Source organism: Streptomyces sp. NPDC006552, from assembly GCF_040611655.1.
Taxonomy (GTDB): domain Bacteria; phylum Actinomycetota; class Actinomycetes; order Streptomycetales; family Streptomycetaceae; genus Streptomyces.
In genome coordinates this window covers 18,745-45,018 of record NZ_JBEXOS010000053.1, presented here as the reverse complement: position 1 = coordinate 45,018, position 26,274 = coordinate 18,745, and the positions used below count along the sequence as shown (strand labels likewise).

Sequence of the window (26,274 nt, the reverse complement as noted above, 5' to 3'; positions counted from 1 at the left end):
CAGCTCCTCTCAGTACGCAAGCGAGCGGTCGACGGCGTCGAGCACCCGGTCCAGACCCGGCAGGTACTCGTCCTCCAGGCGCGCCGGCGGATACGGCGCGTGGTAGCCACCGACCCGCAGCACGGGCGCCTCCAGGTGGTAGAAGCACCGCTCGGTGATGCGGGCGGCCAGCTCGGCGCCGGAGCCCAGGAAGACGGCCGCCTCGTGCGCGACGACCAGGTGCCGGGTCTTCTCCACGGAGCGCTGCACGGTGTCGAAGTCCATCGGCGAGATCGAGCGCAGGTCGACGACCTCCAGGGAGCGGCCCTCCTCCGCGGCGGCGGCCGCGGCCTCCAGGCAGACCTTCACCATCGGCCCGTAGGCGACGAGCGTCAGATCGGTGCCCTCGCGCGCCACGACGGCCTTGTGCAGGTCGCCGGGGACGGCCTCGGTGTCGACCTCGCCCTTGTCCCAGTAGCGCCGCTTCGGCTCGAAGAAGATCACCGGGTCGTCGCTCTGGATGGCCTGCTGGAGCATCCAGTACGCGTCCGAGGCGTTCGACGGCGAGACCACCTTCAGGCCCGGCACGTGCGCGAAGAGCGCCTCGGGCGACTCGCTGTGGTGCTCGACCGCGCCGATGCCGCCGCCGTACGGGATGCGGATGACGACCGGCGTCTTGACCTTGCCGAGCGCGCGGGCGTGCATCTTCGCCAGCTGCGTGACGATCTGGTCGTAGGCCGGGAAGACGAAGCCGTCGAACTGGATCTCCACGACCGGGCGGTAGCCGCGCAGCGCCAGGCCGATCGCGGTGCCGACGATGCCGGACTCGGCGAGCGGGGTGTCGATGACCCGCTCCTCGCCGAAGTCCTTCAGCAGCCCGTCAGTGACGCGGAAGACGCCGCCGAGCACGCCGACGTCCTCGCCCATGACGAGGACCTTCGGGTCGTTCTCCAGCGCCGTGCGCAGCGATTCGTTGATCGCCTTGGCGATCGGAAGTTTCTGTACCGCCATGACTCAGGCCTCCCCAGCCGCTTCGTCGGCGAACGACGCCTGGTAGGCGACGAACTGCGCGCGCTCCTCGTCGACGAGCGCGTGTCCGTCCGCGTACACGTTCTCGAAGATCGCCAGGTGGCCCGGGTCCGGCATGGCCCGGACGACATCGCGCACCCGCTTGCCCAACGCCTCGCTCTCGGCGTCGAGTTCCGCGAAGAAACCCTCATCCGTGTCGGTCCGGGCCTCGAGGTAGGTGCGCAGGCGCAGGATGGGGTCCTTCGCCTCCCACGCCTCGCGCTCCTCGTCGGCCCGGTACTTGGTCGGGTCGTCGGAGGTGGTGTGCGCGCCCATGCGGTAGGTGAACGCCTCGACCAGGGTCGGACCCTCGCCGTTGCGCGCCCGCTCCAGCGCCCACCGGGTCACGGCGAGGCAGGCGAGCACGTCGTTGCCGTCGACCCGCACGCCCGGGAAGCCGAAGCCCTGCGCGCGCTGGTACAGCGGTACGCGCATCTGGCGCTCGGTCGGCTCGGAGATGGCCCACTGGTTGTTCTGGCAGAAGAAGACCACCGGCGCGTTGTAGACCGCGCCGAAGTTGAAGGCCTCCAGGACGTCGCCCTGGCTGGAGGCGCCGTCACCGAAGTACGCGATGACCGCCGAGTCGGCGCCGTCCTTGGCGACCCCCATGGCGTACCCCGTCGCGTGCAGCGTCTGGGAGCCGATGACGATCGTGTAGAGGTGGAAATTGTTGCTGTTGGGGTCCCAGCCGCCGTGGTTCACGCCGCGGAACATGCCGAGCAGGTTGGTCGGGTCGACCCCGCGGCACCAGGCGACGCCGTGCTCGCGGTAGGTCGGGAAGACGTAGTCGTCCTCGCGGGTGGCCCGCCCGGAGCCGATCTGGGCGGCCTCCTGGCCGAGCAGCGACGCCCACAGGCCCAGCTCGCCCTGGCGCTGCAGGGCGGTGGCCTCGGCGTCGAAGCGGCGGGTGAGGACCATGTCGCGGTACAGGGCGCGCAGCTCGTCGTCGGTGATGGCGTCGACGTACGCGTCGTACTCGGCGTTCCTGACCCGCTCGCCCGTGGGGCTCAGCAGCTGGACCAGCTCGGGCTGCGCCGCCGCGGCGGCCCGGCCGGCGGCTTTCCTGGGGGCCTTCTTCGCGGCAGCCCGCTTGCGCGGCGGCTGTGCCTTCTGCGCGGCGGCAGTGCCGTCAGCACTGTCTACGGTCACGTGTGCTCCTCCGTCGGTCCGGCCCCCGGGATTGCCGGATGACCAGTCGGCTCGGCTCGCCTGATCCGTCCACGCACGGGGTGGGTGCGGTGGAGCCGGGTTCAGGCGTGAGTGGAAAGAACGAATACAACCTGTGCTCCGGCAAGCACCCTTCACCCAGCACGTTACCCAGTGCGCCACACATCTGCGAAACCCCGTCTGACCTGCGATTTTGCTTGGATATCCAAGTAATTCACTGCTTGGATGTCCACGTATGCGCGGGGAAGACGAAGCTCCGCAGGTCACAGCCGTGGACTGAGCCCTGGTCACAGCCTGGCAGGGGGCCGGAACACCGGCACGTTATCCCGCTCACCCTGGGCGCGGGAAGAGCCGGTGTGTGAGACTGCATACGTGCGCGAAGACGGAAAAATCACGGTATTTCTCCTCGATGACCACGAGGTGGTGCGTCGAGGCGTACACGAGCTGCTCTCCATCGAGGACGATATCGAGGTGGTCGGCGAGGCCGGTACGGCCGCCGACGCCCTGGTGCGCATCCCGGCGACCCGGCCCGACGTCGCCGTCCTGGACGTGCGCCTGCCGGACGGCAGCGGCGTCGAGGTGTGCCGGGAGATCCGCTCCCAGGACGAATCGATCCAGTGCCTGATGCTGACCTCGTTCTCGGACGACGAGGCCCTCTTCGACGCGATCATGGCCGGCGCGTCCGGCTACGTACTGAAGGCGATCCGGGGCAACGAGCTGCTGACGGCCGTCCGCGACGTCGCCGCGGGCCGTTCGCTGCTCGACCCGGTCGCCACCGCCCGGGTCCTGGAGCGGCTGCGCGACGGCGGCCGCAGCAAGGACGACGACCGGCTCGCGGGCCTCACCGAGCAGGAGCGCAAGATCCTCGACCTGATCGGCGAGGGCCTGACCAACCGCGCGATCGGCGAGCGCCTCCACCTCGCCGAGAAGACGATCAAGAACTATGTCTCCAGCCTCCTGTCCAAACTCGGCATGGAGCGCCGCTCGCAGGCCGCGGCCTACGTGGCGCGCATGCAGGCGCAGAGACAGCACTGAGCGACCGCCCAGCGCGGCGCCGGCCAGGGACTTACGTCCTCTGTGGTGGGGGCGGGATGCCCTTCTGCCGGCCCCCGCCGGGATCGCAGAGTGGTGACATGCCCTCTCAGACGCAGCCGCAGGACATCGAGCGCGGCTTCGAACTGCTCGCCCGGGTGAACTACGGGCGGGTGGCCACCAGCATGCGCGCGCTGCCCTTCCTGGCCGCCGCCCGGCACATCGTGGCGGACGGGCGGCTCCTGCTGCGCCTGCACCGCGGCTACGGGTACCACCTGGCCTGCGTCGGCGGCGTCGTCGCCTACGGGGCGGACAATCTGGCCGACCCGGCGCCGAACGCGGCCGGCGGGGACGAGGGCCAGTGGTCGGTGCAGTGCGTCGGCACCTGCGAGCAGGTCGAGCCGGCCACCACCGAGCTGGAACTCTTCGGGCCCGCTCCGCACTTCGCCGACGGCGAGCTGTTCGACCCGGTGTACCTGCGCGTGCACCCGCAGTTCGTGACCGTGCACGAACTGCGGGGCGGCTCGGCGCGCACGCCACGCCCGTAGGGGCGCTCGGGCGGCCGACCGGCCCTCAGGACGGGTACCGCGGCGCGGGCCGGGGCCGGTGCGGTCTCAGCCGCCGCCGCCGACGACGCCCGCCGCGTCGCCCGCGCCGGTCTCGCCACCGGCGTCACCGCCGCCGACGTCACCGCCTCCGCCGCCGGTCGCCGTGTTCGTCGGGGTCGGCGTCTGCGGCTGCGACGCCGTCGGGGTGTCCTGGTCGCTCGGCTCGCCGCTCGGCTCCGTCGGCTGGTCGCTCTGCGTCTGCGACGGCGTCTGATTGCCGGCGGTGGGCCGGTACGAGGGCGTGTAGTCGCCCTGGCCGCCCGTCCCGTCGCCGGTGTCCTGCGTCTCGTCCTCGCTCGCGCTGTCGTCGGCCGACTTGCTCGGCTTGTCCTTCTTCTCGGACTGCGAGGCGGTCGGGGAGTGCTTGGTGCCGCCTCCTCCGTTGTCGCCGTTGCTCGCGTTCAGGGCGAGGGCGACACCCACCGCGATCGCGACCACCGCGAGCACCGCGAAGATCCACAGCTTGCCCCGGCCGCCGCCGCGGGTGCCGTGGCCGTCGAAGCCGCCGTCGTCACCCGGCGGGCGCAGCAGCGGCTGCGCGGCCGTGCCGTGGTCGCCGGGGTGGGGCAGCGCGGTGGTGCCGGCCAGACCCATCGCCGCGGTGCCGCCGCCCTCGTGCACGGCGTCGACCGGGCCGGTGTTCCAGGTGCCGGTGTGGCCGCCCTGCTCGTACAGCATCGACAGGCCGTACTGGACGAGCCCGCGCATCTCCTCGGCCGTCTGGAACCGGTCGTCCGGGTCCTTGGCCAGCGAGCGCATGACGAGGCCGTCCAGCTCCGGCGGGGTGGCGTCCGAGACCTGCGAGGGCGGCACCGGGATGTCCTGGACGTGCTGGTAGACGACCGACAGCGGCGTCTCACCGGTGAAGGGCGGGCGCAGCGCGAGCAGCTCGTAGAGCAGGCAGCCGGTCGCGTACAGGTCGGAGCGGTGGTCGACGGCCTTGCCGAGGGCCTGCTCGGGGGAGAGGTACTGGGGCGTGCCCATGACCATGCCGGTCTGCGTCATCGTGGACTGCGCGCCGTGCAGGGCGCGGGCGATGCCGAAGTCCATCACCTTCACCGCGCCGGTGTGGGTGATGATCACGTTGGCGGGCTTGATGTCGCGGTGCACGATGCCGTGCTGGTGCGAGTAGGCGAGCGCCTCCAGGACACCGGAGACGATGATCAGGGCCTGCTCGGGGCCGGGCGCCTCCGCGTTCAGGAGCAGGTCGCGGATGGTGCGGCCCTCGACCAGCTCCATGACGATGTACGGCACGGTGCTGCCGTTCACGTAGTCCTCGCCGGAGTCGTAGACCGCGACGACCGCGTGGTGGTTCAGGCCGGCGACGGACTGTGCCTCGCGGGTGAAGCGGGCCTTGGAGACCGGGTCCTCGGCGAGGTCGGAGCGGAGCAGCTTGACGGCGACGGTGCGCCCGAGGCGCACGTCCTCGGCCGCGAAGACCTCGGCCATGCCGCCCCGGCCGAGCCGGTGCGTCAGCCGGTACCGGCCGTCGCCGACCAGCCCGCCGTTCCCCCACATCTCCGGCGCATCCGACATACCGCCGCCAGTCGCCTCGGGGTCGGACGGGCCCTGAGCGCGCTGCTGCTGTGACATCAGTCCTCGCCGTCGTTTCTGTCCGTGCCGCTGTTGCCGCCGGAACCCTGCGTCGGAGTACGCGCGATGCCGAACTACGGTCTCCGTCGGGTCACGCTACAGGCTCCGGCCGCGCCACCGTTCCGAGATGGACCGGACATCAAACCCGTTGCCGTGCAGGCCTTGCAAATCGTGCGCGCAATTTCCGCACCCGGCCGGTGACCGTCCCGGGGGCCTGTCCCGCCCCGGTCCCGCCCCGGTCCTGTAACGCTTGCGCGACGCTTCCCGCCCGTACGGTCACGGAACGGGCATCGAGCTTGACGTGCCGGTGCCCTCGGGCAGACTTGGCCGGGAATAGCTGAATTCGATCACCGGCCGCGCCGACGCGGGGCGCGATGGGGGACGTAGAAGATGAGCCAAGACGGCGCCGCCGGCGGGCGGTACGCGGGGCGTTCCGTGGCGGGCGGGCGGTACCAGCTGCGGGACCTGCTCGGCCAGGGCGGCATGGCCTCCGTGCACCTCGCGCACGACACCCGGCTCGACCGCGCCGTCGCCATCAAGACTTTGCACACGGAACTGGGCCGGGAGGACGCGTTCCGCCAGCGCTTCCAGCGTGAGGCCATGTCCGTGGCCAAGCTCACGCACACGAACATCGTCTCGGTCTTCGACTCCGGCGAGGACGACATCGACGGGACCATCACCCCGTACATCGTCATGGAGTACGTCGAGGGCCTCCCGCTCGGCTCGGTGCTCGACCAGGACGTGCGGCAGTACGGTGCGATGCCCGCCGACAAGGCGTTGAAGATCACGGCCGACGTGCTCGCGGCGCTGGAGATCAGCCACGAGATGGGCCTGGTCCACCGCGACATCAAGCCGGGCAACGTGATGATGACGAAGCGCGGCGTCGTCAAGGTCATGGACTTCGGCATCGCCCGCGCCATGCAGTCCGGCGTCACGTCGATGACGCAGACCGGCATGGTCGTCGGCACCCCGCAGTACCTCTCGCCCGAGCAGGCCCTGGGCCGCGGCGTGGACGCCCGCTCCGACCTGTACTCGGTCGGCATCATGCTCTTCCAGCTGGTCACCGGCCGCCTCCCGTTCGAGGCGGACTCGCCGCTGGCCATCGCCTACGCCCACGTCCAGGAGGAGCCGGTCGCTCCGTCCTCGATCAACCGGGCGCTGCCGCCGGCCATCGACGCGATCGTGGCCCGCGCCCTCAAGAAGAACCCGAACGAGCGCTTCCCGAGCGCGGTGGCGATGCGGGACGAGTGCCTGCGCGTGGCCCAGTCGCTCGCCCCGGCCGCGCCCAGCATCGTGCCGGGCGCCCAGACGTCGAGCGGGGCGGGGGTCTCCTCGGCCGTCTTCCCGCCGATCGACCAGAGCGGGGCGCCGCTGTCGGGCCCGGTCCAGACGCCGTACCAGCCGACGCCGCAGCCGAACCCGTACGGGGCGCCGACGCCGCAGCCCGGGTACGGCTACCCGCAGCAGGGCGGTTACCAGACCCCGGCGCCCCACTCGCCGTACGCGCAGACGGGTCAGCAGACCCCGCCGCCGTACAACCCCGCGCCGCAGCCGGCGACGACCACGCAGGGCTCCGGCGGCGGCCGCAACAAGACGGCGATCATCGCGTCGATCGTCGTCGCGCTCGTCGCCATCGGCGGCCTGGTGACGGTCCTGACGCTGAACAACGGCGGCGGCGACGACCCGGGCGGCTCCGACAAGCCGTCCTCGTCGGCGGTGGCCGGACACCGGGGCCCGGACCTGACGAAGACGATCGAGACGGACGAGTGCACCGAGCCCTACAACGGCTCGGACGACGAGAACAAGATCAAGGTCCCGGACTTCTACCTCAAGAACATCGACTCGGTGAAGGCCTGTTTCCGGGCCGCCGGGTGGATCGCGAACGAGAAGCCCGTCGACGAGAACACCTACGGCGAGGGGTCGGTCATGAGCCAGAGCCCCGCGGCGGGCACCGAGATCGATCCGGACGACGTGAAGATCCAGCTCCAGGTCTCGACGGGCAACCCGCCCGGCTGACCGGAGGGCGGCTCGCCGCGAATCCGCGAAAGGGGCCCGGTCCGCGCATCTCGCGCGGGCCGGGCCCCTTCTCGTACGGGTATTTATGCTCCGGGCGGGGCCTACAGGTACGGGCCGCCGGAGCGGCCCATCGTGCGGGGGTCCTCGCTGTCCTCGTCGTCACCGCCGCCGACGCCGGGCGGCAGCGCGCGGCGCATCTGCTCCAGCTGGGCGCGGGCCGCCATCTGCTGGGCGAAGAGCGTCGTCTGGATGCCGTGGAAGAGGCCCTCCAGCCAGCCCACCAACTGCGCCTGCGCGATCCGCAGCTCCGCGTCGCTCGGCGTCGTGTCGTCGGTGAAGGGCAGGGAGATCCGCTCCAGCTCCTCGACCAGTTCGGGCGCGAGGCCGTCCTCCAACTCCTTGACCGAGCTGGCGTGGATCTCCTTGAGCCGCTGCCGGCTCGCCTCGTCCAGAGGAGCCGCCCGGACCTCTTCCAGCAGCTGCTTGATCATGCTGCCGATGCGCATCACCTTGGCGGGCTGTTCCACCATCTCCGTCACCGGGACCTCGCGGGCATCGTCGTCTCCGCCGCCGCCGAGAGCCATTCCGTCCTGGCCCATGACCAGGATCTGGGGGTTCTCCGGCGACCGTTCGTTCCTCGGCATCTCCATGCAGCCATTCTGTCGCACCCCACTGTCACACCTTGGTGGTGCCCCCGCCGCGGGTTGATCCACCCTGTTGGGTCCGGCCACATCCGGCGTGCCCGTTCTATGGGCCTATGTGAGGCTTGGCGCAGGGCATCGGGGACCGGGCGGAAGCGAAGGGGACGGCCATGCAGGGGACGGCCATACGGTGGCTCCGCCGGGCAGCGGCCGGGTGCGCGGTGTGTCTGCTGGCGGGGGGCGCGCTGATGCCGGTGCCGGGGGCGTACGGGGCCGAGCCCGCGCGGCACGGGCCGCTCGCCGGGAGCGGTGCCCTGCCGGGGCGGTACGCGGCGCTGTACGACACCGAGCCCGCGCCGCGCGGGTCGCTCGCCGGAAGCAGCGCCCAGCCAGGGCCGTATGCCGTCCCGTACGCCGCGGAGCCTTCGCCGCACGGGTCACTCACCGAGAGCAGCGCCCTGCCGGGGCCGTACGCCGCCGAGCCCGCGCCCCACGGGTCGCTCGCCGGGAGCCGGGCCGGGGTGGGGCGCACGCCACCGGGGCGGCCGCCGGTGCCCGCCACCGACTTCGACGAACCCGTCCTTCCACCGCCGCCCACGCCCGCTTCCACGCCGACGGCCCAGCCCTCCGAGCAGCCGGCCGCCGACCGGCCCGCCGCCGACCGGCCGGCCACGGCCGCGCGCGACACCGAGCCCCTCGTGAACGTCGTCCCGCTGGGCGCCGGGCTGCTGCTGCTCGGGCTCGGCATCGGCTTCCTGGCGCTGCGGCTGCGACGGTAGGGCCGGGCCGGGCGCGGGGCCGGGTCCGCCGGGGCTACTGGCGGGTGAGCAGGACCTTGCCGATGTGGCCGCTCTCCTCCAGAACCCGGTGGCCTTGCGCGGCATCACTCATGGGCAGCCGCTGGTCCACGATCGGCCGCACGTGCCCGCCCTCGATCAACGGCCAGACATGCTCCCGCACCGCCGCGACGACCGCCGCCTTCTCCGCGAGCGGCCGGGCCCGCAGCGTGGTGGCGGTGATGGCGCCGCGCTTGCCGAGCAGCGTGGCGATGTTCAGCTCGCCCTTGACGCCGCCCTGCATCCCGATGATGGCGAGCCGGCCGTTGATGGCGAGCGCGTCGACGTTGCGGTTCAGGTACTTGGCGCCCATGTTGTCGAGGATGACGTCGGCGCCGGCGCCGTCCGTGGCCGCCTTGATCTCCGCCACGAAGTCCTGCTCGCGGTAGTCGATCAGGATGTCCGCGCCCAGCTCCGCGCAGAAGTCGAGCTTCTTGCGGCTGCCCGCCGTGACGGCGACCTTCGCGCCGACCGACTTCGCGAGCTGGATCGCCATGGTGCCGATACCGCTGGAGCCGCCGTGCACGAGGAACGTCTCGCCCGGACGCAGCTGGGCGATCATGAAGACGTTCGACCACACCGTGGAGGTCACCTCGGGCAGCGCGGCGGCCGTGACCAGGTCGAGCCCCTTCGGCACCGGCAGCAGCTGCCCGGCCGGGACGACGACCTTCTCGGCGTACCCGCCGCCCACGAGCAGCGCGCACACCTCGTCACCCGCGGACCAGCCCGAGACTCCGGGGCCGACCTCGGCGATCCGGCCCGCGCACTCCAGACCGGGGTAGGGGGAGCTGCCGGGCGGCGGGCTGTAGAAGCCCTGGCGCTGGAGGAGATCGGCGCGGTTGACGGCGCTGGAGACCACCTCGACCAGGACTTCGCCCTCGCCGGGTACGGGATCGGGGACCTCCGCCCAGACGAGCGCCTCGGGTCCACCGGGTTCCGGGATCGTGATCGCATACATGGCCGCGAGGCTACTCCGGTCCCCACCCGGAACCCGGCGGCTGTCAGTCCTGCGGCAGCGGTTTCGAGTCTTGGAAGGCCTGGCTCGTCGGCGTGACGCGCACGATGGTGATGAGCCGGTCGGTGAGTTGCAGCGCCCCGATGGCCTTGTCGTCGTAGCCGAGCACGCGGTGTCCTCGTACGACGCTGACCACCAGGTCGTCCGTCTCCCGCGGCTTCAGACCGACCTCGGCCTTTATCACCGGCCGCTCGATCAGATCGAGGCCGCTGCCCTTCTGGATGAGGTCCTCCAGGACCATCCCCGCGTGCGGGCTGAGCACCGACAGGCCCAGCAGGCGGCCCGCCGCGCTGGCGCTGGTGATGACCGCGTCGGCGCCGGACTGGCGCAACAACTGCGCGTTCTCCTCCTCGCGCACGGCGGCGACGATCTTCGCGCCCCGGTTCAGCTGCCGTGCGGTGAGCGTCACCAGGACGGCCGTGTCGTCGCGCTGGGTGGCGATGATGATCTTCCGGGCGCGCTGCACCTCGGCCTGCCACAGGACGTCGCTGCGGGTCGCGTCCCCCGTGACGCCCGCGTAGCCGAGGCTGTTGGCGGCCTCGATGACCTTGCTGCTGGGGTCGACCACGACGACCTGCTCGGGCTTCAGACCGGTCGCGCAGACGGTCTCCACCGCGCTACGGCCCTTGGTGCCGAAGCCGATGACGACAGTGTGGTCTCGCAAGTTGGACCTCCAGCGGTTCAAGCGCCATTCCTCCCGGGTCCGTTCGGTGAGGACTTCGAGCGTGGTGCCGACCAGGATGATCAGGAAGAGCACACGCAGCGGCGTGATGAGGAAGATGTTGGTGAGCCGCGCCCCGTCGCTGACCGGCGTGATGTCGCCGTAGCCCGTGGTGGAGAGGGTGACGGTCGCGTAGTAGAAGGCGTCGAGGAGGTCGACCGTGCCGTCGGAGTTGTCGTTGTAGCCGTCACGGTCGAGCCAGACGAGCATCGCGGTCAGGACGAGTACCGCGAGCGCCATCAGGACCCGGCGGGCGACCTGGCGCAACGGACGCTCGACGATGCGGCGGGGCAGCTTCACCCGATACGTCGTCGTCTTCTCGTCGGCTTGGCGCGCCATGACGTCATGGCCGGCCAGTTTCACGTGAAACACCCTTCGTCGCCCGCCGAGTTGCCCGCTGCCTGCGTCCCGGCCCGCGCGGTGGTCAGGGTCGCGTGGCCCATGGTGTCGTGCGGGGTTTGTTCACCGACGTGCGGGGGGTCTTGCGGGGGGTTCTGTGAGGTGTCCTGCGGGGCGGGTGCGTCGGGGGGCTGCGTGGCTGCGGCGGGGGTGGGCTCGGGTGCGGCGGGGGTGGGCTCGGTTGCTCCCGGGGCGGGGTCGGGGGATGTCTTGGGGTCGGGGGTGGCCTGGGCGTCTTGGGGGGCAGGGCTTTGGGCGTTCTGCTGGGTCGGGGCCTTGGGGGTGCCCGGGGTGGTGGGGATGCCCGGGGTGGTGGGGGTGCCCGGGGTGGTGGCCGTCGTCCTGAACGGGGTCGCGGGCACGCCGAGGGCGTCACCCGTCGCCGCCCCCCACGACCAGGGCAGATCGATGATCTCGACCTCGTGCCCCTCCTGCGCGCCGCCGGGCGGCACGACCGCGAGCCCGTCCGCGGCGGCGACGCCCCGCAGCATGGCCGGGCCGTTGTAGTGCAGCGGCACCGCCCAGTCGTGGCCGCTGTCACCGTCCTGGCGCAGGACGACGGGGACGAGCCGGGTGTCGTGCGGGTGCCCCTGGACGGAACTGTGCAGGGGAGCCCCGTACGGCGCCTCGTCCCGGACACGCCCCGCGAGCGCCCGCAGCAACGGCTCGGCGAGTGTGAGCAGCCCGGAGACCGCGGCCAGCGGATTGCCGGGCAGCCCGACGAGGTACTGGCCCGGCTTGATCCGCGCGAGCAGCATCGGGTGGCCGGGGCGCACCGCGACCCCGTCCACGAGGAGTTCGGCGTCCAGGGCGCGCAGCGTCGGGTGCACGTGGTCGACCGGGCCGGACGCGGTGCCTCCCGTGGTCACGACGAGGTCCGTCTTGGCTCCGCGGACCGCCCTGAGCAGCGCCTTCGCGTCGTCGCCGATCCTGCGTACGGCGGTCACCTCGACGCCCAGCGCGCGCAGCCAGTGCGGCAGCATCGGGCCGAGCGCGTCCCGGATGAGACCTTCGCGGGGGAGCCCGGAGGCCAGCAACTCATCCCCCAGTACGAGGACTTCGGCGCGCGGCCGGGGATGGACCACCAGCTCGTCGTAGCCGGCCGCCGCCGCGAGACCGAGGACGGCCGGGGTGACCAGGCCGCCCGCGGGCAGCAACAGGTCACCGCTGCGGCACTCCTGCCCGCGCGGCCGGATGTCCTGGCCGTGCGCGACGCGGCGCATGGGATGCAACTGTCCCTTGTCGTCCATCCGTCCGTGCTCGCTGCGGATCACGGCGGTGGTGTCGGCGGGGATACGCGCACCGGTCGCGATCGTCGCGGCCTCACCGTCGGCCAGCGACGCGAGTCGGGCGTGCCCGGCGAGGATGCCTTCGTCGCGTACGGACCAGGGGCCCGGCCCGGCCACGGCCCAGCCGTCCATCGCGGACGTGTCGAAGGAGGGCAGGTCGGTGAGGGCGGTGAGCGGGACGGCCAGGACGAGGCCGAGGGCCTGGTCGAGGGGGACGCGCACGGCGCCGCGGGGGAGTGCGGTGGGCTCCGCGAAGTCGGCCAGAAGGGCGTCGGCGAGGGGGCGTTCGGTACGTCCGGCCGGTTCCGCATGCCGGACCCCGGTCCGCGCTTCGGCGGCGTCGGCCCGGTGCCGGGCAGCGCGCAGACCCGCCTCGTGGGCCAACCGCCGGGCCGCGGGCCAGGCCGTCGCGGGAGGGTGCTCGGTGGCGGCGGGCGGAGCGGCCGACCGGGGAGGGGGCGCGGTAGCGGTAGCTGGCGTGGAGGTGGGTCCGGCGGAGGCGGAGGTTCGGGTGCCCCTGTCGCTCGCGGCTCGGGGGTCACTCCAGCTGCCCCGGCCGGCGCGGCTGCCCTGTTCGTCACGGCCGTCATGGCTATCTCGGTGGTCGCGGTCGTCGCGGTCGTCGCGGTCGTCGCGGTTGTCGCGGTCGTCACGTTGGTCGCGGTTGTCACGGCTGTCACGGCTGTCGCCAGTGCCTCGGCCGTCACGACCACCCCGGCTGTCCCGGCCGCCCCGGTTGTCGTTGGCCAGGGCGAGCGCCTCGTCGAGGTCGCTGTCCAGGCTGTCCGCGCCGTCCGACCCGGCAACGGGCCGGGCCTGGGCCGCCCGTCCCTCGTGGTCACTCATTGCGCGTCTCGTCCCGCGTCCGGCGCAACGGCACCCGGCCCGCTCTCGGCATTACCCGGCTCAGCAGCGCCTCGCCCGCCCGCGGCAGCACCCGGCTCCGGGTCACCGGACCCGGCAACACCCGGCGCAACGGCACCCGCCCCACCCGCGACAACGCCCCCGGCCTCCCCGGACTCGGCCCCTCCGGACTCGGCCTCCCGGGCCCACCTCTCGGCGAGCGCGACCGCCTTGGCCGCGGCGGCGGCGACCGCCTCGCGGCCGCCGCCCGCCTGTGCCGCCGCGTACCCGACGAGGAACGTCGTCAGGGGCGCCGCGGGGCGGGCGACCCCGTGCGCGGCGTCGCGGGCGAGGTCGAGCAGGACGCCGGTGTCGACGTCCAGGTCGAGGCCCAGTTCGTCCTTGGCTGCGGAGATCCATTCATCCAACACGTGCCCATGCTCCCTGATCCGTGACCGAGCGGCGGCGATGTCGTCCCAGGTGTCGCAGTCGAACGACGCGACGGGGTCGGTGATACGGGTGAGCTTCAGGTTCCGGACCAGCAGCCGCAGGGGCAGGCCGGTGAGGGCGCCGTGCTCGGTGCGCAGCGCGGCCAGGACCCGGCGCAGGGCATCTGTCCGGTACACCGCCACCAGGGGTTGATCACGGCCGTCGCCGTCCGTGAGCAACGCCCCGTCGACGTCCTGCGTGTCATCCCTGGCGTCGAGCGTGTCGAGCAGCGTCCGCACGGTCCGCTCCCCCAGGAACGGCAGATCGGCGGAGAGCACGACGACGCTCTGCGCCCACACCCCGCGGGCTGCCCCCGCCGCCTGCCGCTCCAGGGCTCCGATCCCCGCGTCCAACGCGGCGAGCGGGCCCCCGCCGGGCGGCTCCTCGCGCGCCCAGACCACGGGCCGCGCGGTCGGCCGCGGCTCGGCGACCACGACCGTCGCGCGGGCCCCGGCACAGGCCGAGAGGACCCGGTCGAGCAGCGCCCGGCCACCGACCCGCACCCCGGGCTTGTCCGCGCCGCCCAGCCGTCGCGCGGCGCCCCCGGCGAGGACGACGGCGTCGTGGGCAGGGGCGTCACGGATCGGCCCGGCGGGTGCGGTCATCCCCTGAGTATGGGCGCACCGGCGATCATTGCCACCCCCCGCGGAACGGTGCCGGGGCGGCGGATCACCTGACCGTCACAGGCGCGTGCCCGCCGCTGCCCGCTGTCCGGACTGCCTCGCTCCTGGTACCCGTCTGCCTCGCTCAGAGGGTGCGCAACAGCACCGCGGGCTGTTCCACGCAGTCCGCGACATATCGCAGGAAGCCGCCCGCCGTACCGCCGTCGCACACCCGGTGGTCGAAGGTGAGCGAGAGCTGGACCACCTGGCGGACCGCCAACTCCCCCTCGTGCACCCAGGGCTTGGGAACGATCCGGCCGACACCGAGCATGGCCGCCTCGGGGTGGTTGATGATCGGCGTGGACCCGTCGACCCCGAACACCCCGTAGTTGTTCAACGTGAAGGTGCCACCGGTGAGTTCCCGGGGTGTCAGCGTCCCGGCCCGCGCCGCGTCCGTGAGCCGCGCGAACTCGCCGCTCAGCGATTCCGCGCCGCGCGCGTGGGCGTCCCGGACCACCGGTACGACCAGCCCGCGCGGGGTCTGCGCGGCGAAACCGAGGTGCACCTCGTCGAACCGCACGACCTCGCGGCGCTCCATGTCGACCGTGGCGTTGAGCTCCGGGTAGCGGGCGAGCGCCACCGTGCAGATCCGGGCCAGCAGCGCCAGCACGGAGATCTTGGGCCCGGCGGACGGACCCGTCGCGGAGTTCATCGCCACGCGCGCGTGCATGAGCGCCGTGGCGTCGGCGTCCACCCAGCAGGTCGCGTCGGGTATCTCGCGCCGGCTGCGGGAGAGCTTGTCGGCCACGGCCCCGCGCACACCCCGCAAGGGGGTGCGGTGGCCCTCCGCGCCCGGGGCGCGGTCTCCGGCCGTGAGGGGAGCCTGGGGGAGCTGGGAGGACGCAGGCCTTTCAGGGGCTCGGGTGACCTCGGCGGCGTCCACATCGGCCAGGGCCGCCATGGCACGCTCCACGTCCGACCGGAGGATGAGGCCGTCGGGACCGGAACCGGCTACCTCCCGCAGGTCGAGACCGCCCTCCCTGGCGAGCTTGCGAACGAGCGGCGAGATGACGGGCACGGGTCCGCCTCCCCTGACGCCCGCCACGGAGGACGCACCAGCGCCCGCGCCCACCCCTGCGGACGCCCCACCCGAGGCCGGCCCTGTCGGCACCGACACGGGACGGGGAAGGACCGACGCGGCCTGCTCACCGGCTGCCGCCTCACCCGGCGCCGCGACCCCGGCCGCCGCACCTCCGGCCCAGGAACCCACGGGGGCCGTGCCGACAGGGGCCGCACCGATCCCGACCGGGCCGGGCCCCGTCCGGACCCGCCTGCGCCGGGCCGGCGGCGCCGCGGTCCCGTACCCCACCAGCACGTTCCCGGAGCCCTCGGCCCCACCTGGTGCCGCGCTCCCGCCCGGATCTCCCACGGCGCTCCTGGACGAACTGCCCGTGCCCCCCTCCCCCGGTCCGGCCTCGGCTCCTCCGGCCAGGCCGTCCGTGACGCCCCCGGTAGGCCCCTCGGCCAAGCCCTCACCCGCACCTGCCGCACCGACCGCCACCGTCACCAACGGCGCCCCCACAGGAAGTTCGGTCCCCTCCTCCCCGAAGCGCGCCGTGACCACACCTCCGTAGGGACACGGCACCTCGACCATCGCCTTGGCGGTCTCCACCTCGACGACGGGCTGGTCGACGGCGACCACGTCACCGACGGCCACCAGCCACCGCACGATCTCCGCCTCGGTGAGCCCCTCCCCGAGGTCGGGCAGCCTGAACTCCAGAACCTGCGCCATCAGCCCGATCCCCTCACTGGTCCCACTGGAGCCGCGCGACCGCGTCCAACACCCGGTCCACGCCGGGCAGATGGTGCCGTTCCAGCATCGGCGGCGGGTACGGAATGTCGAATCCGGCCACGCGCAGCACCGGCGCCTCCAAGTGGTGGAAGCAGCGCTCGCTCACGCGCGCGGCGATCTCCCCGCCGGGTCCGCCGAAACCGGCCGACTCGTGCACGACCACCGCGCGCCCGGTACGGCGCACGGAGGCGGTGACCGTCGCGTCGTCGAACGGCACCAGTGAGCGCAGGTCGACCACTTCGAGGTCCCAGCCCTCCGCGCGGGCCGCCTCGGCCGCCTCCAGGCAGACGGGCAGCGAGGGGCCGTACGTGAGGAGCGTGGCGCTGGTCCCGGGGCGGCGGACCACTGCCGTGCCGATGGGTTCGACGGGTGCCGGCGCCTCGGGGTCCCAGGCGTCCTTCGCCCAGTAGAGCCGCTTGGGCTCCAGGAAGACCACCGGGTCGTCGGAGGCGATCGACTGCCGCAGCAATCCGTACGCGTCCGCCACGGTGGCCGGGGTGACGACGGTCAGGCCTGGCGTCGCCATGTAGTACGCCTCGGAGGAGTCGCTGTGGTGCTCCACCCCGCCGATGCCGCCTCCGTAGGGCACGCGCACGGTGATGGGCAGCGGCATGGCGCCCCCCGTGCGGTTGCGCATCCGTGCCACGTGGGAGATCAGCTGTTCGAAGGCGGGGTATGCGAAAGCGTCGAACTGCATCTCCACCACAGGCCGCAGCCCGTACATCGCCATCCCGACGGCGGTGCCGAGGATGCCGGCCTCCGCGAGCGGCGTATCGGTGCACCGGTCCTCGCCGAACTCCTTGGCGAGTCCGTCGGTGACGCGGAAGACACCCCCCAGGGTGCCCACGTCCTCGCCCATGACGTGCACGGCCGGGTCCTCGGCCATGGCGTCCCGCAGGGCCCGTCCCAGGGCGCCTGCCATGGTGGCCGGTTTCCGTACCGGCCTGTCGGCCACCGTGCTCATGACCGGCCCCCCTCGGACGCCTCGGCCTCGGCATCGAGTTCGGCGCGCAACTGGGCGGCCTGCTCGCGCAGTTGCGACGTCTGCTCGGCGTATACGTGGGTGAACAGGTCCATCGGGTCGAGCGCGGGGTCCTGGTTCATGCGCGCGCGCAGCGTGGCCGCCATCTGCTCCGCGTCGTCGCGCACAGCCTGCATGCCGGCCTCGTCGAGCAGACCGCGCCGCGTCAGCTCCTGCTCCAGCAGCAGGACGGGGTCGTGCCCGCGCCACGCCTCGACCTCGGCGTCGCCGCGGTAGCGGGTCGCGTCGTCCGCGTTCGTGTGGGCGTCCATCCGGTACGTGATGGCCTCGATCAGCGTCGGACCCGCGCCCCCGCGCGCGCGGGCCACGGCCTCGGAGAGGACGTCGTGCAGGGCCGGCGCGTCGTTGCCGTCGACCAGGCGGCCCGGCATCCCGTACCCGACGGCCTTGTGGGCCAGGGACGGCGCCGCGGTCTGCTTGGCCAGCGGTACGGAGATGGCGTACCCGTTGTTCTGCACGAGGAAGACGACCGGTGCCTGCCAGACGGCCGCGAAGTTCAGCGCCTCGTGGAAGTCGCCCTCGCTGGTCCCGCCGTCGCCGACCAGGGCGAGCGCCACCACGTCGTCGCCCTTGAGCCGCGCGGCGTGGGCGAGGCCCACCGCATGCGGCAGCTGGGTGGCGAGCGGGGTGCACAGGGGGGCGACGCGGTGCTCCCGCGGGTCGTACCCGGTGTGCCGGTCGCCGCGGAGCAGGGTCAGGGCCTGCACCGGGTCCAGGCCCCTGGCCACCGCGGCGAGGGTGTCGCGGTAGCTGGGAAAGAGCCAGTCGCGCTCCTCCAGGACGAGCGCTGCGGCCACCTCGGCGGCCTCCTGCCCGGTCGTCGAGGGGTAGACGGCGAGGCGGCCCTGCTTGGTCAGGGCGGTCGCCTGCGCGTTGAACCGGCGGCCGCGCACCACCTCCGCGTACAGGCGGCGCAGCAGGGCCGGATCGACCCGGTCGGCGGCCGCGGTCCCCAGGACCCGGTAGGGCTCCGCATCGGGCAGCAGGGGCGCGGGGTCCGTGCGGGGCTGCCAGGCGGGCGGCGGTGTGGGCACGCCGGCGTGGTGGGCACCCCGCTGCTCCGTGACCGTCATGACGGCACCTCCTCGTGGGAGCGGCTTCGAGGGCGCCTCGGGTGTGATGCGCCTCACCTACCGATTGTTCGGTCGTCGGCACATTTTGGCTACAGGCACCGTCAGGCTGTGGACAAACGGTTCTCCACATCCTCTGATGAACGCAGTACGTCCATGGTAGGGAGGCGGGGGCAGATGGCATCTGAACAAATGGCCGACGGCTCCGGCGGGCGGGACGCGGGCGGGTACGACCCCGTCGCGGTCCGGCCCCTGGACGCCATCGACCGCGACATCCTGCAGATGCTCCGCAAGGACGGCCGGGCGTCGATACGCTCCGTCGCCGAGCGGGTCCATGTGTCCCGGGCGAACGCCTACGCCCGCATCAACCGCCTCATCGAGGACGGGGTGATCCGGGGTTTCGGTGCCCGCGTCGACCACGAGCGGGCGGGCCAGGGCGCGTCCGCGTACATCACGCTCAAGATCGTGCAGAACTCCTGGCGCACGGTCCGCGACCAGTTGCGCCGGATGCCGGAGGCCTCGCACATCGCGCTGGTCAGCGGCGCCTTCGACGTCCTGCTCCTGGTGCACACCCGGGACAACCGCACCCTGCGCGAGCTGGTCCTCACCAAGCTCCAGGCCATCCCCGAGGTGCTCGCCACCCGGACGCTGCTGGTCTTCGAGGAGGAGGACCTCGGCCCGGACGGCCCGTAGGACGCGCCCGGGAGGAGCCCTCAGCCCTCCTTGCGCAGCCCTTCGAAGACCAGGGTGACGACCGCCTCGGCCACCTCGCGGTCCCGTAGACCACCGCCGTCGGGCCGGTACCACTCCACGACGGAATTGATCATTCCGAAGACGAGCCGTGTGGCGAGGCGCACCGGTATGTCGCCCCTTACGTCGCCGTCGGCGGCGGCCGCCTTCAGCAGCTCGGCGACCTCATGGTCGAACTCCCTGCGCCGCTCCATGGCCCAGCGCTCGGTGTCGGTGTTGCCGCGCACCCGCAGCAGCAGGGTCACATAGGGGAGTTCGGCGGTCAGCACCTCGACCATGCGCCGGGTGACGTACTCCAGGCGCTCCACCGCGCGTCCCGCGCGCGCGGGTTCCTCGCCGAGGATCGCGAAGAGGCCGTCGAGCGCGCGGCTCACCGCGCGGCGCAGCAGCTCCTCCTTGCCCGTCACGTGGTGGTAGATCGAGGACTTGGAGATGCCGGCCGCCTTGGAGAGATGCTCCATGGAGGTGCCGTCGTACCCGCGCTCGTTGAAGACCGTGACCGCGACCGCGAGCAGGGTGTCGGGCGTGTACGTGTCGCGTCGTGCGCCGGGGTCGCGCCGTGCCGTGGTCATGCGGAGCCCTCCCGCTTCTCGGTGGCGTACGAATGGCGGTAGAGGGCCAGAGACGGCACGTAGCGGCCCGAGGGGTCGCGCAGGTGCAGGTCGTCCAGGAGGGCGTACGCCCAGCTCTTGCCGAGCCTGCGGCTCCACTCGAAGGGACCCAGCGGGTAGTTGACGCCGAGGCGCATCGCGGTGTCGATGTCCTCCTCGGTGGCCACTCCCTTGGCGACGGCGTCGTGGGCCAGGTCGATGATGCGCGCCACCGTGCGGGCGACGATCATGCCGGGCACGTCCCCGATGACGCTGACGTCCTTGCCGAGCGCCTGGAAGAGGCCGATGGCCTCCTCCAGGGTGCGCTGGTCCGCGTCCTGGGCCGTGGCCAGGGCGATCCGGGTCGCACGGCGGTAGTCGTACGCCAGGTCGAAGTAGACGACGTCCTGGTACTCGATGGACGTCTGCCCGTCCGCGAGGGCGAGCTGGCCGCCGCTGGGCAGCACCAGGCGGGCGCCGTTGTCCTCGTCCTCCTCGCGCACCTCGATGCCCGCCTCCCGGATGAGGGCGAGCAGCTCGCGCGCGGGGCCGAGATCGCCTTCCGCCACTACGTAGGCGGGCTTCGCGGCGGGCGCGGCCGTATGCGGCTCCGGCCGCTCCTCGTCGTCCCCGTAGGCGTACCAGCCCTGGCCCGCCTTGCGACCGAGGTGGCCGGCCTCGACCAGACGGCGCTGGGCCAGCGAGGGGCGGAACTTCACGTCCTGGAAGAAGCCCTCCCACACCGACCGCGTCACCGCCTCGTTCACGTCCTGGCCGATGAGGTCCGTCAGTTCGAAGGCGCCCATCTTGAAGCCGCCGCTCTCCCGCAGGACGGCGTCGATGGTGGCCGGATCCGCACCCTGGTCCTCGTGGACGGCGAACGCCTCCGCGTAGAAGGGACGCGCGATGCGGTTCACCAGGAAGCCGGGCGTATCGGCGCAGGCCACGGGCGTCTTGCCCCAGGCGCGGGCGGTCTCGTACGCGCGCGTGGCGGCGGTGACGTCGGTGGCGGAGCCCGAGACGACCTCGACCAGCGGCAGCAGCGGCGCCGGGTTGAAGAAGTGCAGGCCCACGAAACGGCCGGGCACCCGCAGCGCCCCGCCGATCGCCGTCACGGACAGGGACGAGGTGTTCGTGGCGAGCAGACAGTCGTCGGCGACGATCTCCTCCAGGTCGCGGAAGAGCTGCTGCTTGACGTCCAGGCGCTCCAGGACGGCCTCGATGACGAGGGCCGCGTCCGCGAACTCGTCGAGCGTCTGCGCGGGCGCGAGGCGGGCGACGGCGGCCTCGCGCTCCTCCGGGCTCATCCGCCCCTTCTCGACCAGCCGGTCGAGGCGTGCGGCGATCGATGCGGCGGCCGTCCGGGCCCGCCCGTGCACGGCGTCGTACAGCCGGACGGGGTGGCCCGCGACCAGGGCGACCTGGGCGATGCCCTGGCCCATGGTGCCGGTGCCGACCACGCCGACGAGGCGATCAGGTGCTGTCATGCGCGCGATCCTTCCGCATGCAGCCGCGTTTGCGGGCGCCGGGGGCCGACCGGCCGGTTTTCCACAGGTTGCCCGCACCCCCTTGTCCCGACCGATCGTTCGGTTACTCTAGCTCTCACTGTTCGTTCCTGCCCAGCCCTGCCCCGATCCGCCCCGTCCCGCCCAGCTCGCCGGCTCGACGAGGAGCCGTCGCCCAGGAGGAGTTGGTCCGCCATGGCCGCCGCCGCACCCACCGCGCACGACCTGATCACCAAGCACCGGCCGACGCTCGACAAGGCGCTGGAAGCGATCCGTACGCGCGCGTACTGGTCCCCGCACCCCGAGCACCCCAAGGCCTACGGGCAGGACGGCAGCCTCGGCGCCGCCGAGGGCAAGGCCGCCTTCGACGCCCTGCTCGGCACCCGTCTCGACCTCGGCCAGGCGGGCACGGACGACTTCGTCGGCGGGGAGGTCTCGCCGTACGGGATCGAGCTGGGGATCACGTATCCGCACGCCGACATCGACGCGTTGCTGCCGTCCATGCGCGCGAGCATGGGCGCGTGGCGGGCGGCGGGCGCGGAGGCGCGCGCCGCGGTGTGCCTGGAGATCCTGGCGCGGATCAGCGCGCGTACGCACGAGTTCGCCCACGCCGTCATGCACACCAGCGGCCAGGCCTTCATGATGGCCTTCCAGGCGGGTGGCCCGCACGCGCAGGACCGCGGCCTCGAAGCGGTGGCGTACGCGTACGCGGAGCAGGTGCGCACGCCCGAGGCGGCCCGGTGGACCAAGCCGCAGGGCAAGCGCGACCCGCTGGTCCTGGACAAGGAGTTCACCCCTGTCGGCCGCGGCGTCGCGCTGCTGATCGGCTGCAACACGTTCCCGACGTGGAACGGGTACCCGGGCCTCTTCGCGTCCCTGGCGACCGGCAACCCGGTCCTGGTGAAGCCGCACCCGCGCGCGGTGCTGCCCCTCGCGCTCACCGTGCAGGTGGCCCGGGACGTCCTGGCCGAGGCCGGCTTCGCCCCGGACCTGGTGGCGCTCGCGGCCGAGCGGGACGGCGAGGGCATCGCCAAGACGCTCGCGGTCCGCCCCGAGGTCAAGATCATCGACTACACGGGGTCGACGGAGTTCGGGAACTGGCTGGAGACGCACGCCCGCCAGGCGCAGGTCTACACGGAGAAGGCCGGCGTCAACACCGTCGTGATCGACGGGACCGACGACTACCGGGGCATGCTGGCCAACCTCGCCTTCTCGCTGTCGCTGTACAGCGGCCAGATGTGCACCACCCCGCAGAACCTCCTGGTGCCGCGCGAGGGCATCGCCACCGACCAGGGCCCCAAGTCCTACGACGAGGTCGTCGCGGACCTCGCGGGCTCGGTCGGCGGCCTGCTGGGCGACGACGCCCGGGCGAACGGGCTGCTGGGCGCGCTGGTCAACCCAGGCGTGCGGTCCCGTCTGGAGGCCGCCGGCGGCCTCGGCGACGTGGCGCTGCCGTCGCGCCCGGTGACCCACCCGGACTTCCCCGACGCCGTCGTCCGCACCCCGGCGATCGTGAAGCTGGACGGCGCGCGGAAGTTCTGGGAGACGGCCGACGCGGAGCCCGCCTACATGAACGAGTGCTTCGGCCCGGTCTCCTTCGCCGTCGCCGTCGACTCCACCCAGGACGCGGTGGAGCTGCTGCGCCGCACGGTGCGCGAGAAGGGCGCGATGACCGTCGGCGCGTACACCACCTCCGAAGAGGTGGCCGGGGCCGTCGAAGAGGTCTGCCTGGAGGAGTGCGCCCAGCTCTCGCTCAACCTGACGGGCGGGGTGTATGTGAACCAGACCGCGGCGTTCTCCGACTTCCACGGCTCGGGCGGCAACCCGGCGGCGAACGCGGCCCTGTGCGACGCCGCCTTCGTGGCGAACCGCTTCCGGGTGGTGGAGGTGCGCAGGGAAGCCGCTGTCTGACCCGTTACGGCGCGTTCGTGCTGTGCGCGCTCCAGTGGAAGAGCGTCATGCCGACGCTGGTGGCCAGGTTGTAGCTGGAGACCTGGGGCCGCATCGGCAGGGCGACCAACTGGTCGGCCCGTGCGCGCAGCTCCGGCGAGAGGCCGGTGCGCTCGGACCCGAAGGCGAGCAGCGCGTCATCGGGCAGCTTCAGGCCGCGGATGTCCGCGCCTTCTGGGTCGAGCGCGTACAGCGGGCCAGGGGGCAGCTCGTCGGCCGCGAGCCGCTCCACGGCGGTCGCGAAGTGCAGCCCGGCCCCGCCCCGGACGACCGTGGGGTGCCAGGGGTCGAGGCTGCCGGTCGTGACGACGCCGGTGGCTCCGTACCCGGCGGCGAGGCGGATGACGGCGCCCGCGTTGCCGAGGTTGCGCGGGTGGTCGAGCACCACGACGGGCGTGGTGCGCCCCGCGCGCGTGAGCGTCGCGACGTTGTCGGCGCGGGGCGGCCGCCCGGCGAGGGCGGCGACGCCCGTCGGGTGCGGGCGCGGCACGAGGGCGCGCAGCGCTTCCTGCTCGACCTCCACGAGGAGCGCGTCCAGGGCCGGACCGACGTCGGGGGCCAGGTCGGCGGCGAGGGCGAGCGCGGCGGCCCGGTCCACGGCGAGCGCGACCGGGACGTCGGCGCCGAAGCGCAGGGCGTGCTTGAGGGCGTGGAAGCCGTCGAGGAGCACCGCGGCGTCGGCCCGGCGCCGCCAGGCCCGCACGGCGCCCTCCGGCCCGCCCTCCGGTCGCTCGTCCGCGCCGCTGCCCCTGCTCGTCCCGATCATGGCCGGAAGCCTACGTGCGTGCCGTGGGCACCGGTTCCGGCGCCGGTTCCGGTGCGTCGGTCCGAGCCGTCCGCGGGCCCGGCACCTCCGCGCCCCGCGAACCGCCCAGGACGCGGTCACGCGCACGTGCCGCCCCTCGCCCGACGCGCAGCAAGAAGGTGGTGGGCAGGAACACCGCATCGGCGGCGATCATCGCGAGCGAGAAGAACGGCAGTCCGAGCACGACGGCGATGACCGCGTGTTCGAGCACCATGAACACCAACAGGACGTTCTTCATGCGCCGGTTGAAGACGGTGAACGGGAAGGCGACCTGCACGGCGACCGTCCCGTACGTCACCAGCAGCACCATCGGCCCGAACGCGGTCAGCAGGTCGCCGAGGGCGGGCCAGGGCGAGAAGTAGTCCAGGTGCAGCGGGTAGTAGACCGCGGTGCCGTCCTGCCAGCGGCTGCCCTGGATCTTGTACCAGCCCGCGGTCGCGTAGATCAGACACGCCTCGACCATGATCACCAGCAGGGCGGCGTTGTGCGTCAGGTTGCCGACGACGTCGCACAACAGGCGCGGATCGCCCGCCTCGCCGCGGCGGCCGACGGCCCACCACACCCCCTGGGCGGCCCACAGCCCCCAGAAGAACAGCAGCCAGCCGCCCCCGGCCTCGCCCAGGAACGTGACGACCGCGAGCGCGAGACCCAGGACCCACCACAGGACCATCCCGCCGCGGTCCTCAGGGGCCGGCCCGGCGAGGTCCGCACGCCCGGCACGCGCGCGTGCCGCCCGCCGCGCGTCCAGCGACCACACCGCGCTGCACCGCGTGAAGACCAGGTAGATCGACATGAGGTGAATGACGTTGTCGCCGCCGTCCCCCACGAAGATGCTGCGGTTCTGCAGCGACAGCACACCGATCATGAAAAGCACCGACGTGGCGCGGGTGTGCCAGCCCAGCATCAGCAGCACGGACGCCAGCACGGCTCCTACGTAGACGCATTCGAACCACGCCTGGCTGTCGGACCACATCAGCGCGGTGAAGGCGTGGTTGTCCGCGATGAGCCGCTGCGCCAGATCCCAGTTCCACGGCCCGTCCGGCCCGTACAGCTCCTGCCGGTGGGGGAACTCGCGCAGCAGGAACAGCAGCCAGGTCAGCGAGAACCCGATGCGGATCACAGCACTCTGGTGGCGGCCGAGCGGGGCCGCGGTGATCCGCTGGAGGCCGGTGCGCACCGACCTCTCCAGGCGTTCCGACAGGTCGTCGATCCGGCTCATCGGGCACCACCCGTCGCGGCCCCGGCCCGCAGATGCGCGCCGCTGTCGAGCGAGGCGTCCCGCGACGTCACCGTCCACCAGGGCACCTGCCGGTAGAACGGCTTCTGGTTCACCTTCTCGTCACTCCACTTCGGCGGCTCGACCACGGTCGATCGCGAACGCACCTGTACGCGCTCGACGACGTCCCCCGCGCCGGCCACGTCGAGCCGGTCGAGGCGCAGGACGAGGACGCGGCGCAGGTACTGCTCGGAGAGCGTCCCGCGCAGGCCGTTCGGCCGGTTCTGGTTGTCGTGCGTGGACACGTAGATGTCCCAGGCGCGGCGCAGTTCGTTCTGCTGGGTGTGGCTGGGCAGCAGGTTCCCGTCGATGGCGGCGCCGTCCTGCCCGGACAGGTCGTACCAGCGGGTGGTGCGTGTCGCGCCGCCGGACGCCCGGACCTCGGCCCGCGCCTGGACCGCGATGTTCTGCTGGAGCGGATTGGGGGCGAACAGCTTCCAGTTCTGCTCGAACTCGGGGTAGATCCAGCCCTCGACCAGGGAGCCGTGCTGTTTGGACACGGTGTTCGCCGGCGCGACGTGCAGGAACACCATGAGGAGGTGAACCCCGGCGAGCACGACGACGCCCGCGAGGGCGAGCGCGGCCCCTGCCCGGTACAGGGGGGAGAGCGCCAGGATGCCGCGGGCTTCGGGGAGCTCTGGTGGGGCGGGGGGTGCTGGTGGGGTGGGGGTTGGTTCTGGGGCGGCCTGTGGTTCTGACGCGGCCGCTGGGTCTGACGGGGCCACTGAGTCTGACGGGGCCGTTGGGCTTGCGGTGGCCGGTCGCTCGGGCGCGGTCGGCAGTTTTGCGGCGCCCAGTGGCTGTGGCGCCGCGGACGGATCGGCCTCGGTGGACGGATTGCCCGAGCCACCCGGGCCGCCCCGCTCGCCCGGACCGGACGGCGGCCCCGCATCGGATGAGCCGCTCCCGCCCGCGGGGTCGACAGCACCGGTCGGCTCGGCCGCACGCGACGACCCCGCACGCGACGACCCCGCATCGAAGGACCCGGCAGCATCGGACAGCCCCGCCTCAGGCAGCGCGGGGCCCGGTGGTGCGGGAGTCGCCCCCTGGCGCCCGCGCCGCGCGCCCTCGCCCGCGGCACCCGCTTCCGTCTCCATCGGTGTTCCCCGTTTCCCCGGTCCCGTTATTCCCCTGGC

Annotated in this window: 22 protein-coding genes; 6 read left to right on the top strand and 16 right to left on the bottom strand. The window is 72.8% G+C overall.

Features of this window, described 5'->3' with window-relative positions; all coding sequences use genetic code 11:
- Nucleotides 1-9: 9 nt before the first annotated feature.
- Both ABZY33_RS26295 and pdhA (ABZY33_RS26290) read right to left on the bottom strand, forming a co-directional pair.
- Nucleotides 10-990, bottom strand: a complete 981-nt coding sequence (locus ABZY33_RS26295; RefSeq protein WP_356494143.1) for an alpha-ketoacid dehydrogenase subunit beta — start codon at nucleotides 988-990, stop codon at nucleotides 10-12.
- 3 nt (nucleotides 991-993) lie between these two features.
- A complete protein-coding gene (pdhA, locus tag ABZY33_RS26290) occupies nucleotides 994-2,196 on the bottom strand; it encodes a pyruvate dehydrogenase (acetyl-transferring) E1 component subunit alpha (protein WP_356494142.1) in 1,203 nt (400 codons plus the stop codon).
- 390 nt (nucleotides 2,197-2,586) lie between these two features.
- On the opposite strand from pdhA (ABZY33_RS26290), the gene ABZY33_RS26285 reads away from it, so the two are divergent.
- Nucleotides 2,587-3,249, top strand: coding sequence for a response regulator transcription factor (locus tag ABZY33_RS26285; RefSeq protein WP_356494141.1), 663 nt, complete (start codon nucleotides 2,587-2,589; stop codon nucleotides 3,247-3,249).
- Between the two features lie 98 nt (nucleotides 3,250-3,347).
- Complete coding sequence (locus tag ABZY33_RS26280; RefSeq protein WP_356494140.1) at nucleotides 3,348-3,794, top strand: pyridoxamine 5'-phosphate oxidase family protein; 447 nt, start codon at nucleotides 3,348-3,350, stop codon at nucleotides 3,792-3,794.
- 66 nt (nucleotides 3,795-3,860) lie between these two features.
- Here the strand turns inward: ABZY33_RS26280 and ABZY33_RS26275 are convergent, their stop codons facing one another.
- Nucleotides 3,861-5,447, bottom strand: a complete 1,587-nt coding sequence (locus tag ABZY33_RS26275) for a protein kinase (RefSeq protein ID WP_356494139.1) — start codon at nucleotides 5,445-5,447, stop codon at nucleotides 3,861-3,863.
- 390 nt (nucleotides 5,448-5,837) lie between these two features.
- Between ABZY33_RS26275 and ABZY33_RS26270 the strand changes: the two genes are divergently transcribed.
- Nucleotides 5,838-7,463: a protein kinase gene (locus tag ABZY33_RS26270; protein ID WP_356494138.1), complete on the top strand. Its 1,626-nt coding sequence runs from the start codon at nucleotides 5,838-5,840 to the stop codon at nucleotides 7,461-7,463.
- Between the two features lie 101 nt (nucleotides 7,464-7,564).
- Here ABZY33_RS26270 and ABZY33_RS26265 read toward each other — a convergent pair whose 3' ends face one another.
- Nucleotides 7,565-8,113: a bacterial proteasome activator family protein gene (locus ABZY33_RS26265; RefSeq protein WP_356494137.1), complete on the bottom strand. Its 549-nt coding sequence runs from the start codon at nucleotides 8,111-8,113 to the stop codon at nucleotides 7,565-7,567.
- A gap of 161 nt (nucleotides 8,114-8,274) precedes the next feature.
- Here ABZY33_RS26265 and ABZY33_RS26260 point away from each other — a divergent pair, with 161 nt between their 5' ends.
- Nucleotides 8,275-8,883: a hypothetical protein gene (locus tag ABZY33_RS26260; protein WP_356494136.1), complete on the top strand. Its 609-nt coding sequence runs from the start codon at nucleotides 8,275-8,277 to the stop codon at nucleotides 8,881-8,883.
- A 34-nt stretch (nucleotides 8,884-8,917) separates the two neighbouring features.
- On the opposite strand, the gene ABZY33_RS26255 is transcribed toward ABZY33_RS26260, so the two are convergent.
- The 7 genes from ABZY33_RS26255 to pdhA (ABZY33_RS26225) form a co-directional block, all read right to left on the bottom strand.
- Nucleotides 8,918-9,898 carry an NAD(P)H-quinone oxidoreductase gene (locus tag ABZY33_RS26255; RefSeq protein ID WP_356494135.1) on the bottom strand — a complete coding sequence of 327 codons (981 nt, stop codon included), beginning with the start codon at nucleotides 9,896-9,898 and terminating at the stop codon, nucleotides 8,918-8,920.
- Nucleotides 9,899-9,941: 43 nt separating this feature from the next.
- Entirely contained in the window at nucleotides 9,942-11,015 is a 1,074-nt protein-coding gene (locus tag ABZY33_RS26250) for an NAD-binding protein (RefSeq protein ID WP_356494134.1), read from the bottom strand.
- Between the two features lie 20 nt (nucleotides 11,016-11,035).
- On the bottom strand, nucleotides 11,036-13,210 hold the full coding sequence (locus ABZY33_RS26245; RefSeq protein ID WP_356494133.1) for a molybdopterin-binding protein: 2,175 nt from the start codon (nucleotides 13,208-13,210) through the stop codon (nucleotides 11,036-11,038).
- The gene (locus ABZY33_RS26240; protein WP_356494132.1) at nucleotides 13,207-14,301 is read right to left on the bottom strand and encodes a DUF6457 domain-containing protein; all 1,095 of its coding nucleotides are present in this window, start codon (nucleotides 14,299-14,301) and stop codon (nucleotides 13,207-13,209) included. The genes ABZY33_RS26245 and ABZY33_RS26240 overlap by 4 nt, the downstream gene beginning before the upstream one ends.
- Before the next feature lie 142 nt (nucleotides 14,302-14,443).
- A complete protein-coding gene (locus ABZY33_RS26235; RefSeq protein WP_356494131.1) occupies nucleotides 14,444-16,090 on the bottom strand; it encodes a dihydrolipoamide acetyltransferase family protein in 1,647 nt (548 codons plus the stop codon).
- A gap of 13 nt (nucleotides 16,091-16,103) precedes the next feature.
- Nucleotides 16,104-17,114, bottom strand: coding sequence for an alpha-ketoacid dehydrogenase subunit beta (locus ABZY33_RS26230; RefSeq protein ID WP_356494130.1), 1,011 nt, complete (start codon nucleotides 17,112-17,114; stop codon nucleotides 16,104-16,106).
- The gene (gene pdhA / locus ABZY33_RS26225) at nucleotides 17,111-18,265 is read right to left on the bottom strand and encodes a pyruvate dehydrogenase (acetyl-transferring) E1 component subunit alpha (RefSeq protein WP_356494129.1); all 1,155 of its coding nucleotides are present in this window, start codon (nucleotides 18,263-18,265) and stop codon (nucleotides 17,111-17,113) included. Before pdhA (ABZY33_RS26225) ends, ABZY33_RS26230 begins: the two co-directional genes overlap by 4 nt.
- A 174-nt stretch (nucleotides 18,266-18,439) precedes the next feature.
- On the opposite strand from pdhA (ABZY33_RS26225), the gene ABZY33_RS26220 reads away from it, so the two are divergent.
- Nucleotides 18,440-18,955, top strand: a complete 516-nt coding sequence (locus ABZY33_RS26220; RefSeq protein ID WP_356494128.1) for an Lrp/AsnC family transcriptional regulator — start codon at nucleotides 18,440-18,442, stop codon at nucleotides 18,953-18,955.
- A 20-nt stretch (nucleotides 18,956-18,975) separates the two neighbouring features.
- On the opposite strand, the gene ABZY33_RS26215 is transcribed toward ABZY33_RS26220, so the two are convergent.
- Both ABZY33_RS26215 and ABZY33_RS26210 read right to left on the bottom strand, forming a co-directional pair.
- Nucleotides 18,976-19,584 (bottom strand): TetR/AcrR family transcriptional regulator, encoded by a 609-nt coding sequence (locus ABZY33_RS26215; protein ID WP_356494127.1) that lies wholly within the window; start codon nucleotides 19,582-19,584, stop codon nucleotides 18,976-18,978.
- Nucleotides 19,581-21,089, bottom strand: coding sequence for a 3-hydroxyacyl-CoA dehydrogenase (locus ABZY33_RS26210; RefSeq protein ID WP_356494126.1), 1,509 nt, complete (start codon nucleotides 21,087-21,089; stop codon nucleotides 19,581-19,583). The genes ABZY33_RS26215 and ABZY33_RS26210 overlap by 4 nt, the downstream gene beginning before the upstream one ends.
- A 213-nt stretch (nucleotides 21,090-21,302) precedes the next feature.
- On the opposite strand from ABZY33_RS26210, the gene paaN reads away from it, so the two are divergent.
- Nucleotides 21,303-23,018 (top strand): phenylacetic acid degradation protein PaaN, encoded by a 1,716-nt coding sequence (gene paaN / locus ABZY33_RS26205; RefSeq protein ID WP_356494125.1) that lies wholly within the window; start codon nucleotides 21,303-21,305, stop codon nucleotides 23,016-23,018.
- Nucleotides 23,019-23,022: 4 nt separating this feature from the next.
- Here the strand turns inward: paaN and ABZY33_RS26200 are convergent, their stop codons facing one another.
- From ABZY33_RS26200 to ABZY33_RS26190, 3 genes are read right to left on the bottom strand one after another with little or no spacing between them, the layout of a single operon-like run.
- Nucleotides 23,023-23,823 carry a TrmH family RNA methyltransferase gene (locus ABZY33_RS26200; protein ID WP_356494124.1) on the bottom strand — a complete coding sequence of 267 codons (801 nt, stop codon included), beginning with the start codon at nucleotides 23,821-23,823 and terminating at the stop codon, nucleotides 23,023-23,025.
- A 10-nt stretch (nucleotides 23,824-23,833) separates the two neighbouring features.
- Nucleotides 23,834-25,081: an HTTM domain-containing protein gene (locus tag ABZY33_RS26195; protein WP_356494123.1), complete on the bottom strand. Its 1,248-nt coding sequence runs from the start codon at nucleotides 25,079-25,081 to the stop codon at nucleotides 23,834-23,836.
- Nucleotides 25,078-25,935, bottom strand: a complete 858-nt coding sequence (locus ABZY33_RS26190; protein ID WP_356494157.1) for a DUF5819 family protein — start codon at nucleotides 25,933-25,935, stop codon at nucleotides 25,078-25,080. The genes ABZY33_RS26195 and ABZY33_RS26190 overlap by 4 nt, the downstream gene beginning before the upstream one ends.
- Nucleotides 25,936-26,274: the final 339 nt, after the last annotated feature.

Bases quoted from the DNA above. Each gene is read 5' to 3' on its own strand.
- ABZY33_RS26295 (WP_356494143.1), bottom strand. From the start codon at position 990: ATGGCGGTACAGAAACTTCCGATCGCCAAGGCGATCAACGAATCGCTG.
- ABZY33_RS26280 (WP_356494140.1), top strand. From the start codon at position 3,348: ATGCCCTCTCAGACGCAGCCGCAGGACATCGAGCGCGGCTTCGAACTG.
- ABZY33_RS26275 (WP_356494139.1), bottom strand. From the start codon at position 5,447: ATGTCACAGCAGCAGCGCGCTCAGGGCCCGTCCGACCCCGAGGCGACT.
- ABZY33_RS26270 (WP_356494138.1), top strand. From the start codon at position 5,838: ATGAGCCAAGACGGCGCCGCCGGCGGGCGGTACGCGGGGCGTTCCGTG.
- ABZY33_RS26265 (WP_356494137.1), bottom strand. From the start codon at position 8,113: ATGGAGATGCCGAGGAACGAACGGTCGCCGGAGAACCCCCAGATCCTG.
- ABZY33_RS26260 (WP_356494136.1), top strand. From the start codon at position 8,275: ATGCAGGGGACGGCCATACGGTGGCTCCGCCGGGCAGCGGCCGGGTGC.
- ABZY33_RS26255 (WP_356494135.1), bottom strand. From the start codon at position 9,898: ATGTATGCGATCACGATCCCGGAACCCGGTGGACCCGAGGCGCTCGTC.
- ABZY33_RS26250 (WP_356494134.1), bottom strand. From the start codon at position 11,015: ATGGCGCGCCAAGCCGACGAGAAGACGACGACGTATCGGGTGAAGCTG.
- ABZY33_RS26245 (WP_356494133.1), bottom strand. From the start codon at position 13,210: ATGAGTGACCACGAGGGACGGGCGGCCCAGGCCCGGCCCGTTGCCGGG.
- ABZY33_RS26240 (WP_356494132.1), bottom strand. From the start codon at position 14,301: ATGACCGCACCCGCCGGGCCGATCCGTGACGCCCCTGCCCACGACGCC.
- ABZY33_RS26235 (WP_356494131.1), bottom strand. From the start codon at position 16,090: ATGGCGCAGGTTCTGGAGTTCAGGCTGCCCGACCTCGGGGAGGGGCTC.
- ABZY33_RS26230 (WP_356494130.1), bottom strand. From the start codon at position 17,114: ATGAGCACGGTGGCCGACAGGCCGGTACGGAAACCGGCCACCATGGCA.
- pdhA (WP_356494129.1), bottom strand. From the start codon at position 18,265: ATGACGGTCACGGAGCAGCGGGGTGCCCACCACGCCGGCGTGCCCACA.
- ABZY33_RS26220 (WP_356494128.1), top strand. From the start codon at position 18,440: ATGGCATCTGAACAAATGGCCGACGGCTCCGGCGGGCGGGACGCGGGC.
- ABZY33_RS26215 (WP_356494127.1), bottom strand. From the start codon at position 19,584: ATGACCACGGCACGGCGCGACCCCGGCGCACGACGCGACACGTACACG.
- ABZY33_RS26210 (WP_356494126.1), bottom strand. From the start codon at position 21,089: ATGACAGCACCTGATCGCCTCGTCGGCGTGGTCGGCACCGGCACCATG.
- paaN (WP_356494125.1), top strand. From the start codon at position 21,303: ATGGCCGCCGCCGCACCCACCGCGCACGACCTGATCACCAAGCACCGG.
- ABZY33_RS26200 (WP_356494124.1), bottom strand. From the start codon at position 23,823: ATGATCGGGACGAGCAGGGGCAGCGGCGCGGACGAGCGACCGGAGGGC.
- ABZY33_RS26195 (WP_356494123.1), bottom strand. From the start codon at position 25,081: ATGAGCCGGATCGACGACCTGTCGGAACGCCTGGAGAGGTCGGTGCGC.